The 18734-nt window shown below is 54.9% G+C and carries 16 protein-coding genes; 11 read left to right on the forward strand and 5 right to left on the reverse strand.

Going from position 1 to position 18734, the window contains the following annotated elements; translation table 11 throughout:
- Positions 1 to 383: 383 nt before the first annotated feature.
- On the forward strand, positions 384 to 1361 hold the full coding sequence (locus tag JW953_12235) for a hypothetical protein (GenBank protein ID MBN1993460.1): 978 nt from the start codon (positions 384 to 386) through the stop codon (positions 1359 to 1361).
- Between the two features lie 4 nt (positions 1362 to 1365).
- Here the strand turns inward: JW953_12235 and JW953_12240 are convergent, their stop codons facing one another.
- Together JW953_12240 and JW953_12245 are read right to left on the reverse strand one after the other, a co-directional pair.
- On the reverse strand, positions 1366 to 2184 hold the full coding sequence (locus tag JW953_12240; protein ID MBN1993461.1) for a hypothetical protein: 819 nt from the start codon (positions 2182 to 2184) through the stop codon (positions 1366 to 1368).
- The gene (locus tag JW953_12245) at positions 2177 to 3004 is read right to left on the reverse strand and encodes a pentapeptide repeat-containing protein (protein ID MBN1993462.1); all 828 of its coding nucleotides are present in this window, start codon (positions 3002 to 3004) and stop codon (positions 2177 to 2179) included. Before JW953_12245 ends, JW953_12240 begins: the two co-directional genes overlap by 8 nt.
- Positions 3005 to 3050: 46 nt before the next feature.
- On the opposite strand from JW953_12245, the gene JW953_12250 reads away from it, so the two are divergent.
- The 10 genes from JW953_12250 to JW953_12295 all read left to right on the forward strand — a co-directional run bounded on the left by JW953_12250 (position 3051) and on the right by JW953_12295 (position 13577).
- Positions 3051 to 3209, forward strand: coding sequence for a hypothetical protein (locus tag JW953_12250; GenBank protein MBN1993463.1), 159 nt, complete (start codon positions 3051 to 3053; stop codon positions 3207 to 3209).
- Between the two features lie 109 nt (positions 3210 to 3318).
- Entirely contained in the window at positions 3319 to 3474 is a 156-nt protein-coding gene (locus tag JW953_12255) for a hypothetical protein (GenBank protein ID MBN1993464.1), read from the forward strand.
- Positions 3471 to 4310, forward strand: coding sequence for a kinase/pyrophosphorylase (locus tag JW953_12260; GenBank protein ID MBN1993465.1), 840 nt, complete (start codon positions 3471 to 3473; stop codon positions 4308 to 4310). The genes JW953_12255 and JW953_12260 overlap by 4 nt, the downstream gene beginning before the upstream one ends.
- A 104-nt stretch (positions 4311 to 4414) precedes the next feature.
- Positions 4415 to 5494: a 4Fe-4S binding protein gene (locus tag JW953_12265; protein MBN1993466.1), complete on the forward strand. Its 1080-nt coding sequence runs from the start codon at positions 4415 to 4417 to the stop codon at positions 5492 to 5494.
- 115 nt (positions 5495 to 5609) lie between these two features.
- Positions 5610 to 6041 (forward strand): hydrogenase iron-sulfur subunit, encoded by a 432-nt coding sequence (locus tag JW953_12270; GenBank protein MBN1993467.1) that lies wholly within the window; start codon positions 5610 to 5612, stop codon positions 6039 to 6041.
- Positions 6038 to 6709 carry a methylenetetrahydrofolate reductase C-terminal domain-containing protein gene (locus JW953_12275; protein ID MBN1993468.1) on the forward strand — a complete coding sequence of 224 codons (672 nt, stop codon included), beginning with the start codon at positions 6038 to 6040 and terminating at the stop codon, positions 6707 to 6709. The genes JW953_12270 and JW953_12275 overlap by 4 nt, the downstream gene beginning before the upstream one ends.
- Entirely contained in the window at positions 6706 to 7638 is a 933-nt protein-coding gene (locus JW953_12280; protein MBN1993469.1) for a methylenetetrahydrofolate reductase, read from the forward strand. The genes JW953_12275 and JW953_12280 overlap by 4 nt, the downstream gene beginning before the upstream one ends.
- 2 nt (positions 7639 to 7640) lie before the next feature.
- A complete protein-coding gene (locus tag JW953_12285) occupies positions 7641 to 10634 on the forward strand; it encodes a 4Fe-4S binding protein (protein ID MBN1993470.1) in 2994 nt (997 codons plus the stop codon).
- On the forward strand, positions 10631 to 13189 hold the full coding sequence (locus JW953_12290) for a glutamate synthase (protein ID MBN1993471.1): 2559 nt from the start codon (positions 10631 to 10633) through the stop codon (positions 13187 to 13189). Before JW953_12285 ends, JW953_12290 begins: the two co-directional genes overlap by 4 nt.
- Before the next feature lie 181 nt (positions 13190 to 13370).
- Entirely contained in the window at positions 13371 to 13577 is a 207-nt protein-coding gene (locus tag JW953_12295) for a hypothetical protein (GenBank protein ID MBN1993472.1), read from the forward strand.
- A gap of 52 nt (positions 13578 to 13629) precedes the next feature.
- Here JW953_12295 and JW953_12300 read toward each other — a convergent pair whose 3' ends face one another.
- The 3 genes from JW953_12300 to JW953_12310 all read right to left on the reverse strand — a co-directional run bounded on the left by JW953_12300 (position 13630) and on the right by JW953_12310 (position 17807).
- Positions 13630 to 15450, reverse strand: a complete 1821-nt coding sequence (locus JW953_12300) for an ABC transporter ATP-binding protein (protein ID MBN1993473.1) — start codon at positions 15448 to 15450, stop codon at positions 13630 to 13632.
- A 192-nt stretch (positions 15451 to 15642) separates the two neighbouring features.
- Complete coding sequence (locus JW953_12305) at positions 15643 to 17493, reverse strand: ABC transporter ATP-binding protein (protein MBN1993474.1); 1851 nt, start codon at positions 17491 to 17493, stop codon at positions 15643 to 15645.
- Between the two features lie 83 nt (positions 17494 to 17576).
- Positions 17577 to 17807, reverse strand: coding sequence for a hypothetical protein (locus tag JW953_12310; GenBank protein MBN1993475.1), 231 nt, complete (start codon positions 17805 to 17807; stop codon positions 17577 to 17579).
- Positions 17808 to 18734 lie beyond the last annotated feature (927 nt).

Consider the following 18734-nt stretch of genomic DNA (forward strand, 5'->3'; position numbering starts at 1 on the left):
AATGGTGCGGCAAATTGTGCCTCGTTTTGGAGTATTTGTCATATTGGCCTTGACCTTGTTGCTTTACATAAATTCGCCAACAGTATCTATAATTATTTAATCTTCATTGAGACCTTTAGGGTCTTCATACAATGACCCTGGTTGTGTAATTAGTAGACCGTAGGCCGAGAAATCCCTATCCTGAGACCCCGCTGAAAGGCGGGGTCTCTTATTTTTAGAGGAGTGTTGTGTGGGTAAGCTTCGTTAATAATCCGGCATCTGTTTCTATTAGGTCGTGTCATTAGGACTTTTTCGCCCGTTGTCATCGCCCCAAAAACTGCTATAATTGACGGCAGAAGGATTTAGCGATTGTTTGTTTTTTCTAACCGGGCCAGAGAAAGCCTATGAATGAAACTGAGTTCAAACAACAACTGGAGCAGGAACGGCAGGCCCGCCAACAAGCGGAACATCTGGCCGAACAACACTCGCTGGCACTCCAGCAGGCCCACCAAAAAATCCACCAATTGACCAAGCGCCTGGAAGAAGTGGCCATGGCCCATACCACCGAACTTATGAAAGCGCAGGAAAGGGCGCTCGAGGCCAGCACAGCCACCAGCACTTTTTTGGCCAATATGAGTCACGAGTTGCGCACCCCCCTCAATACCATCATTGGCTATAGTGAAATATTGTTGGAAGAAGCGCAGAATTTGGGCCAGGATGACTTTGTGCTCGACCTCCAGATGATTGAGTCGGCCGGTAAACAATTGTTGGCCCTTATTAGCGATGTTTTTGACCTTTCCAAAATTGAAGCGGGCCGGATGGACCTGGACCTGGAAACCTTTGAGATTGCCAAAATGATTGAGGACGTGGTGGTCGCGGCCCAATTGCTGGTGACAAAAAATAACAATACCCTGGAAGTTGACTTTGATGACCATGTTGGCGTGATGCGGGCCGACTTGACCAAAGTGCGCCAAATCCTCTTCAACCTCCTCAGCAACGCCGCCAAATTTACCGAGCAGGGCACCATCAAACTGATCATTGAGCGTCGGCCAGCGGCCGCGGGCAATCCTTCACCTGGAGCAATGAACCATGCCTGCCAATCGCCGGACGAAATCATCTTCCGGGTGATTGACACCGGCATTGGTATCACGCCCGACCAGATGGAATGTATCTTTGAGCCATTCACCCAGGTTGACGGTTCAACCACGCGCAAGTATGGGGGCACGGGTTTGGGGTTGACCATCTGCCAGCATTTTTGCCAGATGATGGGGGGTAGAATTTCGGTGGAAAGCGAATTTGGCCGGGGTTCCACTTTTACCGTTTATCTACCGGCGGAGATCGTCGTCGCCGAGCCTACGCTAAAGATAGAACAAACAGAATAGCCTTCTAATTTCCAATTTCTAAATATTCCATTTCCAGCCACTGCTCCCCCGGCCCATCGAGCAAACCATACTTAAAACGGCCCCACGGCGTGGCCACCATATATTGATTGTCCAGCCACATCACAAACCCCAACGGGCCGCGCGGCGCAGTCCGGCAGTCCAACACAAGGTCACCGTCCACGCTAAAGCGGGCGGTCTTTTTTTGCCAGTCAAGCCCATAGGTATGCCACCCGGTCATATCAACCGGCGCCAACGCCTCGCTGACGTTGATGGCGTGTTGGCCAATGGGCCAACACGTGCGGTAGAGAAAATCAATATTCAGCAAGGGGATGGCCAGGGGGGCGGTGGGCAGTAGGGCAAAAAACGGCCAGCGCATGGCGTCCAGCGTGGCCGCTTTCCAGCCGGGACCGGGGGTGTGCCGGTCAAGTTTCATATTGGAGGGGGACGAGCTGTAAAAAAACCAGATGGCGCGCGGCAGGGCCGGCCAGCGTAGACCGGTCATCATAAAGGGGTCATTCCAAAAGCCAAAACCGGCGGTGCCGCTCAATTCGCCCGCCGGATGGGAGAAACGAGCGCGGACCGTCATTTGAAGTGGAGGCCGCCACAAAAAATCACGACGTTTCAGGTTCTGGTAATCGTCAATTTGGGCATCTGTGTAGCGTGTGGCACTGGTGTTGGTGTTGAAAAAACGTAAGGCGTCGCCTCTGAAATCCAGCGCCCCGTCGCCGGTGACAAAGATTTTCCAGGGATGGGGGAGGGAGGTATTGGGTGGAAAATCTTCCAGAATTACCCTACGAATCGGTCTCTCATATTTTTTATTCATGCATTGTGCCGTCGGGCAAAGTAGCGCCAGCCAGACTCCTGGCAGCACTCAATTGTTCGTTGCTAACTTTGGCCTCCAGGAGAATCGTATTCTCCATGTTAGCCCCGGTCAGGGTAGCTTGCTCTAAATTGGCCCGGCTCAAGTCGGCGTTGTTGAGTTTGGCCCCCGTCAGATTGGCCTGGCGCAAGTCGGCCCGGCGGAGGTTGGCTCCGCTCAAATCGGCCTCGTTCAGGTTCCGGTCTGCGGCTCTTTGATTGGCAATCTCCCACACCAGCCGCCACTTGTCATCAAGTTGGGTGGTCTGGTCAATCTTGGCCTCCCGCAGACTGGCCCCACCCAGTTCTGCTCCCCGCAAATCTGCCTGGGTGAAATTGGCCCAATGCAAAGTGGTGGCGCGCAGGTCTGAGCGGCTGAGATTGGCCCCGCTGAAATTTGCGCCGCCCAGGTTGGCCCCCTCAAAATTGGCCTGGTTGAGGTCTGCCGCCGTAAAATTGGCCGCATTAAGACTGGCTTCACTGAGATTGGCCCGGCTAAGTTTAGCCCGTTTGAACTTGGCCCCGGTGGCCAGGGCCTCACTCAAATCTGCCCCGCTGAGGTCGGCCTCGCTAAAATTGGCCCCAATGAGGTTGGCGTTGCTAAAGAGTGTTCGGCGCAGGTCCGCCTGGCTAATATCCACCCCGCCAAGATCCGCCATGCTCAGATTCAGGCCGCTAAGGTCCATGCCGTTGAGGTTTATCTCTTTCAAACTTGGCCTTTCGCCCTTTTGCCAGGCAGATTTAACCCTTTCTTCAATTTGTTCCCGGGTCAATTTGATGCCCATTTGATTTTGCCCTCCTGGTTTGCTTGATTTGGGGGTGAGTTGAGGCATGAAAATGAAGAAGATGCTGCATGCCTTAACCCAAATAATGCGTACCCAAATTATACACAATGTGCCTTTGGAAGCAATGACAATACTCCTTAAAGAACAGGCAAAATTGTGCGGTTTGGCACAAAGCATTGTCGGCGGTAAGGCAGGTATGGTATAATCTAAGCCAGGTTAAAAGCTTCCTGTACGATTCAGCCGGAGGTTGTGGGCGAATGTTTGCGACAACACAGTTTCCGGGTCCAGACTGAAACTGTAGGCGGGCGGTCGTTATTGCTTCGTCCGACCTTTCTCACTATCCTCAACAGGCCGATGCCCGGCGCGTTGATAGCGCCACGCTGTCTGCTATTGAAATGGGCGGTCCGGCTATTGTCCGCCAGATGATTGCGGCCTCAATTACGGCCGTTGTATTTGGAGAAGAAAAATGAAGCAAAAGAAAACCTGTTGCCCGCCGATTTATGTTGTTTCCGGGGGAATGGGCGTTAGCGGCGAGCAGTTAGTCCGTACGGCGCTGGCTCAATTTGAGGGCGCCAAGGTGGAGGTGAGCATTGTGCCCCACGTGCGGCAGATGGAACAAATTGAAACGGTGGTGGAACAAGCGGCCAGCAACAATGGCCTCATCATCCACACCCTGGTTGACGTAGACTTACGCCAGGCGATGATGCGTTTGGCGCGCGACCGGAATGTGGTGGCCATTGATCCCATGGGCCGGTTGCTGTCTCACCTGGCCCATGTGTTAGGCCAGGAGCCGGTGGGCCAACCCGGCTTATACCGCCAGTTACGACAGGACTATTTTGAGCGGGTTGAGGCGATTGAGTTCACCATGCAACATGACGATGGTCTGAAACCCGACGGCTGGTTGCAGGCCGAGATTGTGTTGTTGGGCGTGTCGCGCACGGGCAAGACTCCTTTGAGTATGTACCTGGCGGTGCGAGGCTGGAAGGTAGCCAACGTCCCTCTGGTTAAGGAGATACCGCCGCCCCCCCAACTATTCCTGGTAGACTGCCGGCGAGTGGTGGGTCTGACCATTGATCCGGGCCAACTCATCTCCCATCGCCAGCAGCGCCAGCGGCGGCTGGGCGTGCAAGGCGAATCGGCCTATACTGATCCGGCCGAATTGTACGAGGAAGTCAAAGCCGCCCGCCAACTTTTTTGCCAGAACGGATTCGCTATTGTGGATGTCACCGACAAACCCATCGAGGAATGTGCCGATGAAGTGATTGCTTTGATGAACCGGCGGCTGAAGGTAAAAACGCTTGATTAAGCAAAGGTGTTTTCATTAACTGCGTTCACCATCAAAGGTGAAAATTTGTAGGGACAGAATAATATTCTGTCCCTACAAAGGCTATTTACATAAGGAGAACAGCAATGTCTGAAGATGTCTATCGTAAATTGGCGCAACGGTTGGATACTATCCCCAATGGCTTTTCGCCCACCGAGAGCGGGGTGGAACTGCGCCTGCTGGCCAAGATATTTTCACCGGCTGAAGCGGCCCTGGCCTGCGTGCTGCGCCTCACGTTGGAGCCGGCGGCTGATATTGCCGCGCGGACCGGTGAGGACCCCGCCCAAACCTATCAAACCCTCAAAAAAATGTCTCGCCAGGGACAGATCCGGGCGAATAGGCAAGCGGGCCAGCTTGTTTTTGGACTGATGCCCTTTGCGGTGGGCATCTACGAAGAGCAGTTGTCTCGCCTGGATGCGGAGCTGGCCGCCCTGTTTGAACAATACTACCAGGAGACTCAGGGCGGTAGTCTGACCCACGATCTTCCGGCTATTCACCGGGTCATCCCGGTGGAGGAATCAATCCCGGTTGACATAGAAATTTTTCCCTACGAACGAGCCTCGGAACTGTTAGCCGGGGCCAAATCCTGGGCGGTGCGCGACTGCATTTGCCGCGTCCAGCAGCAGCTTGTGGGCAAAGGTTGCGACCGCCCGGTTGAAAATTGCCTGATCTTTGCCCCGGTGGAGAACGCTTTTGCCAGCAGTGGGGTGAATCGGGCCATCACCAAAGAAGAAGCCTTTCGCATTCTGCGCGAGGCTGAAGCGGCCGGGCTGGTCCACTCCGCCGGCAATTATCGCCATGAGCATTTTTACATTTGCAACTGTTGTCCCTGCTGCTGCGGAATCATGCGCGGCGTGGCCGAGTTTGGCCTGGCTACGGCCGTGGCTCATTCCGATTTTTTGGCCGTGGTAGAGCCTGAAATATGCGCCGGTTGCGGCGATTGCCTGGAACGCTGTCATTTTGGGGCGCTCGCCATCCCCGCGGAGGTGTGTTTGGTTGACCCTACGCGTTGCGTAGGCTGCGGGTTATGCGCCACAGTTTGTTCCACAGGCGCCTTGCACCTGGAGCGCCGGACTGAAGGTGATGTCCCCCCTCCACCGGCCGATCTCACCGCGTGGATGGTCCAACGCGCCGAGGAGCGCCACATTTCAATGGCCGACATTTAACTTGCGCCGGCGCTCCTCATTATTTTCCAACCGCAGGTTTTCTTCATAACATACTATTTTGGCAAAAATCTTAATGTGCGTATCATGAGCCATCATGTTCAAAGTGGTAGGGTTAATGATGACGAAACACAATCCTGTAGCTGAAGCCTGGCCGGAAATTGTGGTGCTGTATTGCCAGCATTGTCTTTCCAACGGCGCCAAGATTGCTCTGGCGGCCGAAAAAGTGAACGGCCTTCATCTGAAAACTGTGATGATGCCGTGCAGTAGTAAAGTTCAGGTGGCGGAGTTGTTCAAGATTCTGGATAACGGGGCCGACGGCGTTGAGGTGGTGGCCTGTCCTGAACACACCTGCCAATTTCTGGTGGGCAGCCGCCGGGCGGAAAAGAGAATCGCCTACGCCCAGGGGCTTCTGCAGCAAGCCGGGATTAGCCGCGAGCGATTGGGCCTCAGCCGAGGCGCCGAACTTTCGGCTGAACAATTGATCGAAAGAGCCGTGGCCCGGGCCGAGGCGGTGCGGACGCCTGGGAAAAAAGGAGATGCCCCGTGATTTTTGCAGAATGGAAACCCATTGATGAGATAATGAACCTGCTCAACGGTTACCACAAGGTGCTGCTGGTGGGCTGCGCCACGTGTGTGGCGGAATGTGCCGCGGGCGGGGAAAAAGAAGTCGAGACGCTGGCCCCGCTGCTCAGTCTCTCCTACAAAGAAAAGGGCCAGGCCGTAGAGATATTGGCCTGCACCCTTGAAAAGCAGTGCGAGTGGGAGTTTGTGGAGGATTTAGCCGAAAAGGCCGGGCAGGTTGACGCTATCCTCAGTTTGGCCTGTGGCATCGGGGTTCAGGCCCTGGCTGAACGTTTTGCGGATAAGCCGGTTTTTCCGGGAGTCAATACGGCCGCCCTGGCCATCCGGGAGAAGCCGGGGGCCTGGGCGGCTCGCTGCGCCGCTTGCGGCGACTGCGTTCTCGGCGACACGTTTGGTTATTGCCCCATCACGCGCTGCGCCAAAAGCCTGTTGAATGGACCGTGCGGGGGCACGCGGCCAAACGGAAAATGCGAAATTGACGAAGAGACTGACTGCGTTTGGAACCTCATTGTGGAACGCGCGGCCGAACGGGGCCAACTCGACTCTCTGGCCAGGATACGAAAGGCCAAAAATTGGTCGAACTCCCGGCATGGCGGACCCAAGCAGGTGATTCGGGAGGATATGAGACAATGACGTTAAAATCCGGCAGCAATTTGGAACGGGTGCTGGTCGCAGGACATTTTGCGGTAACGGTTGAAGTGGGTCCGCCCAGGGGGCCTGATTCCGCAGCGTTCAGGAAAAAGGCAGAGGTAGTCCAGGGGATGGCTGACGCATACAACGTGACCGATAACCAGACCGCCGTGGTCAGGATGTCGAGCATCGCGGCCTCCAAAATCTTGATGGAGCAAGGTTTGGAACCGGTCATGCAGATGGTCTGCCGCGACAGGAACCGGATTGCCATCCAGTCCGACCTGCTCGGCGCGTGGGTTTTGGGCATACGGAACTGTCTCTGCCTCTCGGGCGACCACCAGAGCGCCGGGGCCGGGGGCAAGCTCAAGGGACATCCGGGGGCCAAAAATGTTTACGATATTGACTCGATCCAACTGCTATCGGTTTTGCAGGGCCTCGGGAGTGGTGTCCAGGAAGGTGGCGACTCTCTCGAGTCGCCGGCCTCTTTTTTTATCGGCGCGGCGTGGACACCGCTGGCTCCCCCGGAGAAATTCAGGACGATCCGGCTGGCCAAAAAGGTTGAGGCCGGGGCAGACTTCATCCAGACCCAGGCCGTGTACGACCTGGGCCGTTTTAAGCAGGCCATGCGCCGGGCAAATGAAGCCGGACTGACGGACAGGGTGGCCATTTTGCCGGGCATCATTTTCCCCAAGAGCGCGGGCATGCTGAAGTATATGCAGGCTAACGTGCCCGGGGTGGAAGTGCCCGAGGAAATGATCGCGCGGTTGCAATCCGCGGCCAGGCCCAGGGAAGAAGGTCTCCAGATAGCCCTCGAATTGATCAACGGTGTGAAAGAAATTCCCGGCGTTAAGGGAGTGCACCTACAGGCTATCGAGGCCGAACACCTACTGCCGGAATTGATAGAACAAGCGGGATTGTTGCCGAGGCCCTAATCATGTCAATCAAGTATCAAGTTCACGTAGCAGAAACTCCGCCAAGATTCGTGCCCATTGCCAAACTCAACGCCATGGAAACGGAAGGTTGTTTGGGCTGCCGGATATGCGTGAAGCGGAGCGCGTGTGTTTACGACGTCTACCGGAAAAAGGAATTCAACCCGTCTCAGGTGGTGGATACCACGGATGTTTTGTGTATCAATTGTATGCGCTGCGTGCAAGAATGTAAAAAGAACATCCTGGCCCGGACTCGTAACCCCCAATACGAGCGAATGGGTGATAGCTACTGGCGTCCGGGCCTGATTGCCAGTATCTGGCAACAAGCGCAAAACGGCAAGATACCGGTTTCCGGGGCCGGGTATCGCGGCCCTTTCTGCGGGCCGGGTTTTGACTCTATGTGGACAGACATGTCTGAAATTGTCCGCCCGACCCGGGACGGCATCCACGGCCGCGAGTATATCAGCACCGTGATTGAACTGGGCCGCAAGCCCGGCTATCTCAAGTTCAATGCAGATGGCAGTCTGGCGACAGATGGACCGCTTTTTGTTGAAATTCCCATCCCCGTCGTGCTTCGCTTGCCGAGGGTTGGGTTTGTCAAACAAGGCGCGAAAGAGTCGATTGCCAGCGCGGCGGGAAAACTGGGTACGTTTGCCAGCATGCCGTTTACTGATGCGGTCAATGGCCTCAAGGGGCACAGAGACCACCTCATGGTTCACTTTGATCCGGCCCGCGACGATGCCCACCAATTGCCGGGATTCAGGATGGTTGAGATTCCATATCTGGATAGTTTGAAAGAAGTAATTGCCACAATTAAGGCTGTTGACAGCAATATCATCATTTCGGTGAAAATTCCGTTGGATGAAAATGCCGGTGAGCGGGCCGTCGTCTTGGCTGAAGATGGGGTCGAAATGCTGCACCTTGAAGCCGACCGTAACGGTCACGGCCTGGGTCAGAAGCGGGACCGGTTCATGATCGAGCTGGTTCAGGCAGTCCACTTCGCCCTGCTCGAAAAATCGCTTCGAGATGAAATTACGGTTCTTGTTTCCGGCGGGATGGCTATGGCGGAGCATGTCGCCAAGATCATCGCCTGTGGCGCGGACGGCGCGATCCTCGACACAGTCCTCCTGGTCGCCCTGGAATGTAGACTGTGCGGTGACTGTGCAGATAGGGTCAGGTGCCCCGTAGACATTGACGATGTGCCGGTTGAGTTTGGAACCCAGCGCATTGTTAATTTGCTGGGGGCCTGGCATGCCCAACTCATCGAGGTCATGGGCGCTATGGGCCTGCGGGAAGTGCGGCGGCTGCGGGGGGAATTGGGGCGGGTGATGTTCTTTGAGGACCTGGAAAAGGACAATTTTGGGCCGGTATTTGGGGAACGAAAACGTTCGCTTGATGAGACCCTTCAGGACGCTTTCGAGCAGGCAGCGCCGTCTGCCGGGCAGGATATAGGCCGGCCGGAGCACCAATTCGCGCTTACGAGCGGGCAAGTAAAAGCGTGTCCGACCCGTTTCAGGAACAGCCTGGGCATCTATAAGGTGGTCAGGACCTCTGATTGTATTGCTTGTGGTAAGTGTGCGGAGGTTTGTCCTTATGGGGTGCATGTCAAGGCGGGGCAGAAGATGCTGGCTCCCCGTTCTCATCTCTGTCGCGGCTTTGATGTGTGCCGGGGGACGGAACATTTTTGCCTGAATCATTGCCCGACGAACGCCATCAGGATTGGGCTTGATCCTATGTGGAATGCGTTCGGCGACCCTCGCTGGACCGCGGCCCTGCTCATAGCCACCTGGAAGCAAGCGGAAACAGGCTATCCGCCCGAGGAAAAGATCGAATACAAGGTCGGTAGTTCAGGCGGCGGGTTTGACAGAATCTGCCTCAAGTTTCCAGATGGAGAAGGGCCAACTGAATTTGGCCCTGCGGACGTTGACCTCAGCGTGCCGCTCAACCGGCGCACCGGCGATGATCGGCCGGACGTTACCATCGGGATACCCATGTACGGCGGCGGGATGAGTTTTGGCTCTATCAGCCTTGATACGATCCTGGCCAGAGCCAGGGCCTTTGCCACGTTTGATTCATTCACCTGCACCGGTGAGGGCGGCTACCCGGACGCGCTTGAGCCGTACAAGGATCATGTTATCACCCAGGTGGCCACCGGGCTTTTCGGGGTCAGGGAAGAGACTATTCAGCGCACCCGGATCGTTGAGTTCAAATATGCCCAGGGCGCTAAGCCGGGCCTGGGCGGCCATCTGTTGGGCGATAAAAATACGCCGGCGGTGGCCAAAATGCGGGAAGCCGTCCAGGGTTTTCCGCTGTTCTCGCCGTTCCCTTTCCATTCAGTCTACTCTGTGGAAGACCACAAAAAGCACGTGGACTGGGCCAAGGAGATAAACCCCCGCGCGCTGATCTCGGTGAAGGTCTCCGGCGCGAGTGACGTGGACATGGTGGCGGTGGGCAGTTATTACGCGGGCGCGCATATTGTTCATCTTGACGGCAGTTATGGCGGCACCGGCGCAGCGCCCGACATCGCCAAAAAGAATATTGCCATGCCCATTGAATACGCGGTGCCCAAAGTGCACCAGTTTCTCATCGAAGAGGGGGTTCGAGAGGAAATTACCCTGGCCGCCTCGGGCGGCATTCGGACGGCTTGGGACCTGGTAAAAATCATCGCCCTTGGGGCGGACGTCGTTGTCATCGGCACTGTGGAGTTGGTGGCTTTGGAGTGTATCCGCTGCGGCGCGTGCGAGAGTGGCCGCGGCTGTCCCCGCGGGATAGCCACAACGGACCCGGAACTGGCGGCGATGTATTCTCAGGACTGGGCCGCGCAGAGGTTGGTCAATCTTTTTCACGCCTGGTCCATTCAGATTCAGCATATCCTGTGGCGGCTGGGGATGAGGAGTATCCGGGAGTTGGTCGGTCGTTTTGATTTGCTTGAGCACCTGGATTATTTGACGGCAGGCGCTCTACACGGGTCGGGCAGTCTGAAGGGTAATCGTGGATGAAACACTTCACCAAACAACTCATTGCTTCTAAACGCAAACTTGTAGCCGATGCGTCGCGTTTGGGTGGTAATCCCGAGGCCGAAGGCGGCTGCGGGGTAGTGGGTTTTGCGGCCAGTGTGCCAGTAGGCGGTAGAAATATCTTTGAAGCTTCCATCCAGATGCACAATCGGGGCAACGGAAAAGGCGGCGGCATTGCGGCGGCGGGGCTGGTATTTGAGCAGGTCGGGGTGGACGCTGACACCTTGCAGAACGATTACATCCTGCAAATAGCCCTGCTCAAGCCGGAGGTGGAACAGGCGGTTGAGGACGGGTTTATTTCCCCCGACCTGCGCATAGACTACCGGGGGAAGATCAAGACCCTGGCTGATTATCGGGCTATTGGCCTTGAGGTGAGACCGCCGGACGTGATGCGCTATTTTGTCAGGGTCAAGGAAGCTGCCCTGGCCCGTTTTGCAGAAGAGAATGGTCTGACGGACGCCCCCCCGCGTTTGGTTGAGGACGAATTTATCTACCAAAACAGTTTTAAGCTGAACCAGCGCTTCTACGCTTCTTTGGGTGAAAAGCAAGCGTTTGTGATGTCCCACGCCCGCAACCTGGTGATCTTCAAAATCGTCGGGTACGCCGAACAGGTGATGCAGTATTACGGGTTGGCAGATATGCAGGCTTACGTGTGGATCGGTCACCAACGCTATCCAACCAAAGGGCGGGTCTGGCATCCGGCCGGCGCGCACCCCTTCATCGGGCTTAACGAAGCCCTGGTGCACAACGGCGACTTTGCCAATTATTTCAGCATTGTGGAATACTTGCGGCAGCATAACGTGGTCTCCCAGTTTTTGACGGATACCGAAGTGTCGGTGTTGACCTTTGATCTGCTCAACCGCACGTTCGGTTATCCCCTGGAATACGTGATCGAAGCGCTGGCCCCAACCACGGAGCTTGACTTTGACCGTTTGCCAGATGAGAAGAAGAAAATTTACCGGGCCGTTCAGTCCAGTCATATCCACGGGTCTCCTGACGGCCCCTGGTTCTTTATTATTGCCCGCAGTAACCCTGACCAGGACACCTATCAACTCATCGGCATTACCGATACCGCCATGTTAAGGCCGCAGGTGTTTGCGCTCCAGGCAGGCGACGTATCTATTGGCCTGATCGCCTCGGAAAAGCAGGCCATTGATGCCACGTTGCAAACCCTGGCCCGGGAGGATTCTCGGTTCTGGCCGATTGCTGATAGATACTGGAATGCTCGCGGCGGCAGTCATACGGATGGCGGCGCGTTTGCCTTCACCGTGAGCGGATCAAAACTATCCTGCGCAGACAAGTTTGGCCAGGCCATTACCTGCCCGCCGGGAGACTGGAGATTCGACCGGAGTGTTGAACCTGAAGCGCCGGAAGGCTACCCTGAAATTGTTGCGAAAATCGAGGCGGCGGCGGACGGAACTGTCTCTGAAGTCTTTAACCTGATCGTGAGCCGGATCACCGGCTGGGAGTTTAGCCATCTACGCTGGCTGACCGGCAAGCTGGTTGATCTTGCTGGCCGTGACGCTGCCAGTTTTGCCTGGGTTATGGCGCTGCTCTGTCTCCTTAACGACAGGCGGTATGACTGCGGACGTATGCGCAGAAGCATGGTGGTGCAGTTGGTCAGGGAAGCCATTGAGGCGATCCTGAATGCAGTGCCGCTGATTTGCGAAAACGGTCGCAGTCATGTGCGCCGGGTAGATTGGCAAACTCGCGCTGCGCTTCGCGCGCCAAAAGTCAATGAGACGACCCTCGTTATTTACGCCCATGACTTTCCGCCGGAGGGCGACGAGTGCGACGCGCGTCTATTGGTGTCCGCGCGTGAACTTGGCTGGAAAAAGTTTATCGTGTACGGTCTCAAAGGGCAGAGATTCACCGGCTGCGGTTTTGGCCCTGGGTCGGACGAGGTCCGGCTGGACATCTTTGGCAGTTCGGGCGACTATCTGGCCTCCGGTATTGACGGTATGGAAATCCAGGTGCATGGCAACGGCCAGGACCAACTGGGCCAGATCATGAAGCGCGGCAAGCTGGTGGTTTATGGAGACGTAGGTCAAGCCTTTATGTACGGGGCTAAGGGGGGAGAGGTGTATGTTCTGGGTAACGCGGCCGGCCGGCCGCTGATCAACGCTGTGGGCAAACCGAGGGTCGTGATCAACGGCACGTGCCTTGATTTCCTGGCCGAGTCCTTTATGGCCGGCGATCCGCTGAATGGCGGTGGCTTTGTGGTTTTGAACGGGGTCCGGTTTGACGACAGGGGAAATGTTGAGGCGCTTGAAAATCCGTATCCCGGCGCCAACCTGTTTTCTCTGGCCTCAGGTGGGGCAATTTACGTGCGAGACCCTGATCACAAACTCGTGCCAGACCAGCTCAATGGCGGCGAATTTGCCGAGCTAACGGATGATGATTGGCATCTGATTCTCCCCTATCTTGAGGCCAACGAGAAATATTTTGGCATCTCCATCGAGCACGACCTGTTGACCGTCGCTGGGGTCAGAAAATCGCCTCAAACAGTTTACCGGAAAATTCAGCCTCGCCGGTGAGTCGAGATCGCTATGAAAATTGCTCTGAGTTGCTCTTTGGCCTGGTACTGATGGCCTGGCTGGCCTGGGTAGCGATAGGATCGTGGGGACTGGCCAGGCTGGCGGTGCGTCCTTGGTTAGGGCAGGGTACGTTTGCGCTGGGCCTGGTGCTGGCCGGGTTATTACTACGCAAATCACGCTTGTGCGTTATGCGCGGACGTTGTTGGGCGTTACCCCGGGCGCCTTTGTCAAGTTCATCCCCATGGTCGGGGCTATTGTGCTTATCTTGGCCCCGTTGTGTGTGCTGGCCGGTTTTTTGTTTACCCTGGGCGCTCGTTTTATGGTGGGAGAGGGCAAGAATCCTGGTGTAATTGACGACGGACGACGAAGTACGAACGACCAACGATAGAGCTTATTGGTCGTTGGTCGTTCGTCGTTGGTCTATCTGGTCTCCGGCTGTGCTACGCGCTCGCCATTGCTTGTTCAAAGAGCTGCTCGTAACTGGCCCCGGCCTGGCGGTGAAACTGCTTGGTGTAGAGAGAATGGTAATGTCCCCCGGCCTGGATCAGTTCGGCGTGCGTGCCCATCTCGGTGATACGGCCCGCTTCGATGACCAGGATGCGGTCGGCCTTTTTGATAGTGGACAGCCGGTGGGCAATGATAAAGCTGGTGCGGCCCGCCATGAGCGTTTCCATGCCCTGCTGAATCAGGGCTTCGGTCAGCGTGTCCACGGAACTGGTGGCCTCGTCCATAATGAAGATTTCCGGCTGGGCCAGCACGGCCCGGGCCAGGCTGATGAGTTGTTTTTGGCCCGTTGAAAGCAGGCCGCCGCCTTCACCTACTTCTTCATCATAACCCTTTTCCATACCTACGATGAACTCGTGGGCATGGGCCAGTTTGGCCGCGGTTTCAATCTCTTCGTCTGTAGCATCCAACCGTCCATAGCGAATGTTATCTCGAATGGTGCCCGAGAACAGGTGCGGCGTTTGCAACACCACGCCAATGCGCGACTGGATGGATTCCAGCGTGAACGAGGTGTAGTCTGTGCCGCCAATCCGAATCAAACCCCGTTTGGGTTCATAGAAGCGGCAGATCAGGTTGACGATGGTTGATTTGCCGCCGCCGGTTGGCCCTACCAGGGCAATGGTTTCGCCCTGTTTGACTTTCAGGCTGAAATTACTCAGCACCGGCTTGTCTGTTTCATAATAGAAGTCAACATGGTCAAACTCGATATCGCCCCGGATAGTACCCGGATTAACGGCATCGGGCCGATCCACAATCTCCGGCTCGGCATCAATCAGGGAGAAAACCCGCTCGGCCGAGGCCACCGAGTTTTGCATTTCGGCGTAGACCCGGGCCAATTCCAGGATAGGAAAGAGCATAAAGGTGAGGTACGAGATGAAGGCTTGCAAGCTGCCCACACTCATCTGGCCCAGTTGGATTTGCCAGCCGCCGTACCACACAATCGCGCCCAAACCAACGGCGCCGGTAATTTGCACCGTGGGCAGAAACAGGGCCGACAGCCAGGCTGCGCGATAAGCGGCTCGGTAAAGGGCGCTGGCCTGGTCGTCAAATTCGGCCAGGTTTTTCTCTTCGCGGGTCAGGGCCTTGACTACCCGCACGCCGGTGATGTTCTCGTTGTAAACGCCGGTCAGCTTGGAGTTCATCTTGCGGGCGCGGCGATACTCTACCAGAATCCTCTTTTTGAACACGGTGGCAATGACGATCAGGATCGGGATAATCAGGAGCATAATCATGCCCAGGCGCCAGTTGATAATGAACATGAAGATCAAGGACGTGGTGATGTTCAGTGTGGACCAGGTGATGTCAATCAGGCCCCAGGTAATCAACTCGGAAATGCGGGTCGCGTCGGAGGTAACGCGAGACATGATCCACCCCACCGGGGTTTTGCTGTAGTATGACAGCGATAGATTTTGCAGGTGTTTGAACATCATGCCTCGCATATCATACTGGATGCGCTGTCCCAGGATACCGGCCAGGTAGATAAAACCGAACACTGCCATTGCTTGCACCACCATCAGCCCGGCGTAGATGGTGAAAAGCTGGGTGAGCCGTTCCAGGTTGCCGGGAATGATCCCCTGATCAATAACGAACTTGTTAATATAGGTAAAAATGGAGTCGTTTGTTGAGACTATGCCAATCAGCAGCACAAAACCCACCACTCGCCGCCAGTAGGGCCGGGCCTGTTGAGCTATTCGTTTGATGGTTTTGCCGTTGAATTCAGTGGTGAATTCTTCTTCTTCAAAGTAATAATCCGACATGATGGTTCTCCCGAAGATCAGGCCGGTTGGGGCTGGGGTGCATCCCAAGATTTTGGCAGTAGGGACAGGACATTACCCTGTCCCTACCCTATGGCCTAAAAATTGGGGCAGACCCTTGGGGCTGCGGCGCAGCCACCCGCCGGCCAGGTATGAATAACTGATCAATTAAGTCAGCGCACCAACTCCTTTAAGTCAGCGCACCAACTCCTTCACCCGCCCATTGCCCGGTTTACCGTTTGGCTGGCCCGCCGGTTTGGTTACTTCCTGTTCCACCCGGGCCTGCAATTGATAGATTTTGCGATAAATTCCCTCCTGGGTCATAAGGTCCTGGTGATTGCCTTGTTGAATCACCCGGCCTTTGTCCAGCACCAGAATTTTGTCGGCCTGCATCACGGTTTGGATGCGGTGGGCGATGATGAAGGTGGTGCGTTCCTTTTGCAGCCGTTCCAGGGCGGCGTGAATGTGCGCCTCGGTTTCAGTGTCTACCGAGGAAACCGCATCGTCAAAGATCAGGATGCGTGGGTCCTTCAGCAAGGTGCGGGCAATGGTCACCCGCTGCTTTTGGCCGCCGGACAGGGTAACGCCTTTTTCCCCAACCAGGGTGTTGTACCCTTCAGGGAAGGTCATGATCACATCGTGAATAGCCGCCGCCCTGGCCGCTGCTTCCACTTCCTCATCCGTCACCTGACGATTGACGCCGTAGGCGATGTTCTCACGGATGGTGCGGGAGAAGAGGAAAGGCTCTTGCTCCACAATGCCAATTTGTTGCCGCAGTTCGTGTTTGGCGTAGTCGCGCAATTCAATCTGGTCCAGCAGAATGTGGCCCTCGTAGTCGTAAAAACGAGGCAGCAGATTGACCAGGCTGCTCTTGCCGGACCCGGTTGCGCCCAATAGGGCAATGGTTTGCCCCGGTTCAGCCTGAAAGGAGACGTTGTGCAGGACCGTGGCGCTGCCGTCGTACTCAAAAGAGACATCCCGGAATTCGATGGCGCCTCGCAAGGGTTTAGTCGGCTTGAGCGTACTCTGGCCCAATTGTTCTTGCTCTTTAGTAAGAATTTCGCTGATGCGATTGTAAGAAACCAAGCCCATTGAGGTTTGGATAATCAAACGCCCCATGTTTTGCATCGGCCAGATAATCCAGATGACCAAGCCGGCTGCCGCCATGTATGTGCCAATGGTGATTTCACCGTTGATGGCCATGATCGCGCCCAACACAAAGATGAACACCATTTGCGTGCCGGAGATGATCTCAGAAATGGGCCAGAAAAAAGCATGTAGCATCAACAACTGCCGCCCGCGTTGAAATTGTCCCTGGTTGACCTCGTCGAATTTATTGATCTCATATTTCTGGCGAGCAAAGGCTTTGACCACCCGCACCCCGCTCAGATTTTCTTGCAGGGTGGTGGAGAGCAGTCCTTCTTGTTCCTGGTGCAATTCGTAAGCGGTGTGAATTTTTCTAAAAAACAGGATCGAGATGGTCAGGACAATGGGCATGGACATAATTGAGAACAGGCCCAGCTTCACGTTCAGGCTCAACAGGGTTGCCCAATTGATGATAAAAAGTAAGGCAATGCGGCCCACGCCAATCATCTGTTCCGCAAAAAGACGGCGAATAGTATCCACGTCGGAACTGCAACGCTGCACCAGATCCCCGGTTTGGGCGTGGTCGTGATAACTAAAGCTCAGGCGTTGGAGGTGGTCAAACAGGTAATTGCGCAGCCGCAAAATTGCCCCTTCGGCCGAGCGAGCAGCCATTTTGCCGCTGATAAAGGTGAAACCGCCCTGAAAAACCGACAGCCCCACAAAGCCCAGGGCAATGAGGTAAAAGGGCATGGTGACGGTTTTCTGGATGAGCATATCGTCAACAAAGTATTGCAGCAGCAGGTACATCCCGCTTCTGGCCGCCGTGGCCAGGGCCAAACTAAGTATTGCGCCCAGGTAAAGCCAGTGAAAACCGGCCAGTAAGCGCCACATCCCCACCAGGCGTTTGGACGATAACGTCTGCTTTAAATCTAGCGGTGGATAAATAGGATGTTGCTTCATCAGACATCTCCCAACATTGAATAGGGTAAGACAAATTGGCGCAGAAGCAAAGGCTTTATTGTTTGCCTCTGCGCCCCATCTCTTTACCGATTGACGGTGACATGCTCTGCCGGCGAAGCCGTGGCCAGATTCTGCAAAGTTAAGCCACCCTTTACCAACTGCATGCCCAACCAATTGACCGCCCGGCGATACAGCTTTAAGCTGACCCCATTGTCTCGCCCGGCGTTTCCCAACAGTTGCCGATATTGTTTTTCCCGCAACCAATCCTTTACTTGTTCTTGATAGACGAGGTGATGCGTTTCTAACGTAAGCATGGTTAAACTCTCCTAACTATAAGAGGCAAAAACCGCCGGGTTTGTGACGGTTGGCTCCGTCTCATTCATCAGTTCCCATGAGTTTCCCTGGGAGACCGGGACCTCTGGGGGGCTTTTGCCTTATGAGTATCTTAACCGATGGTTCTTGACATCCTGTGTCAGTATTTCTGGGGTCGTTGAACCATAGGTTTCCAGTTTGGTACCCCATTTCACCAACTGTATTCCCAGCCAATTGACCGCCTGCCGGTACAACTTTAAGGTAAGGCCTTGTTCTGATTTGACCCTTTGCAGTAAGTGCCGACGGTTGATTTCCCGTAAGCGGTTTTTAGATTCTTCCTGGTACACCAAATAAGATAGTTCTGTATTAAACATGTTAGGACCTGCTAAATCTTTCTGTTCAATTATAAGTTTTAAGTTTAAAAGAATGTACAAATTTACTAAATATGGATTTTCCATCATAATAATAATAGCCCCTCCTTTTTAATTTTACGTTCTCTTTGATAAAAAGTTTTCACCACAAAAACAAAAAGCCGCAGTGGGGTGCTCTGCGGCCTGGGTGCTGGGATTGAACCCAAACAAAAAGCCGCAGACGGTAGTGCTGTCTGCGGCTCTGTGGTTTCTGGCTTAAATCAGCTCAACCTCCGGAGTCAGCAGACACACTACGACAAGGCGCAACAGAATCACCGTTGGGCACGGCAAAAACAAGAGCAGTGGCCTTATCATCATCAAACATATTCATCTGTGTCTGCACTCCTTTCGTTAAGGTTAAATTAAAACGCAAAGGATAGCATATCACAAGTTTTGAGGGCCGTCAACCCCCCCGCCAACTTTTTTAAGGTTGACTTATCAAACCCGGCAGTGGGACTTTGGTCATCTTGGTTATTTTCTATCAACTGTATATAATTCAATTATTGAAATTCAAATTTT

The sequence above is a fragment of the Anaerolineae bacterium genome (genome assembly GCA_016931895.1).
Classification (GTDB): Bacteria; Chloroflexota; Anaerolineae; order 4572-78; family J111; genus JAFGNV01.

Bases quoted from the DNA above. Each gene is read 5' to 3' on its own strand.
- JW953_12235 (MBN1993460.1), top strand. From the start codon at position 384: ATGAATGAAACTGAGTTCAAACAACAACTGGAGCAGGAACGGCAGGCC.
- JW953_12240 (MBN1993461.1), bottom strand. From the start codon at position 2,184: ATGAATAAAAAATATGAGAGACCGATTCGTAGGGTAATTCTGGAAGAT.
- JW953_12245 (MBN1993462.1), bottom strand. From the start codon at position 3,004: ATGGGCATCAAATTGACCCGGGAACAAATTGAAGAAAGGGTTAAATCT.
- JW953_12250 (MBN1993463.1), top strand. From the start codon at position 3,051: ATGAAAATGAAGAAGATGCTGCATGCCTTAACCCAAATAATGCGTACC.
- JW953_12260 (MBN1993465.1), top strand. From the start codon at position 3,471: ATGAAGCAAAAGAAAACCTGTTGCCCGCCGATTTATGTTGTTTCCGGG.
- JW953_12265 (MBN1993466.1), top strand. From the start codon at position 4,415: ATGTCTGAAGATGTCTATCGTAAATTGGCGCAACGGTTGGATACTATC.
- JW953_12270 (MBN1993467.1), top strand. From the start codon at position 5,610: ATGATGACGAAACACAATCCTGTAGCTGAAGCCTGGCCGGAAATTGTG.
- JW953_12280 (MBN1993469.1), top strand. From the start codon at position 6,706: ATGACGTTAAAATCCGGCAGCAATTTGGAACGGGTGCTGGTCGCAGGA.
- JW953_12285 (MBN1993470.1), top strand. From the start codon at position 7,641: ATGTCAATCAAGTATCAAGTTCACGTAGCAGAAACTCCGCCAAGATTC.
- JW953_12290 (MBN1993471.1), top strand. From the start codon at position 10,631: ATGAAACACTTCACCAAACAACTCATTGCTTCTAAACGCAAACTTGTA.
- JW953_12300 (MBN1993473.1), bottom strand. From the start codon at position 15,450: ATGTCGGATTATTACTTTGAAGAAGAAGAATTCACCACTGAATTCAAC.
- JW953_12305 (MBN1993474.1), bottom strand. From the start codon at position 17,493: ATGAAGCAACATCCTATTTATCCACCGCTAGATTTAAAGCAGACGTTA.
- JW953_12310 (MBN1993475.1), bottom strand. From the start codon at position 17,807: ATGCTTACGTTAGAAACGCATCACCTCGTCTATCAAGAACAAGTAAAG.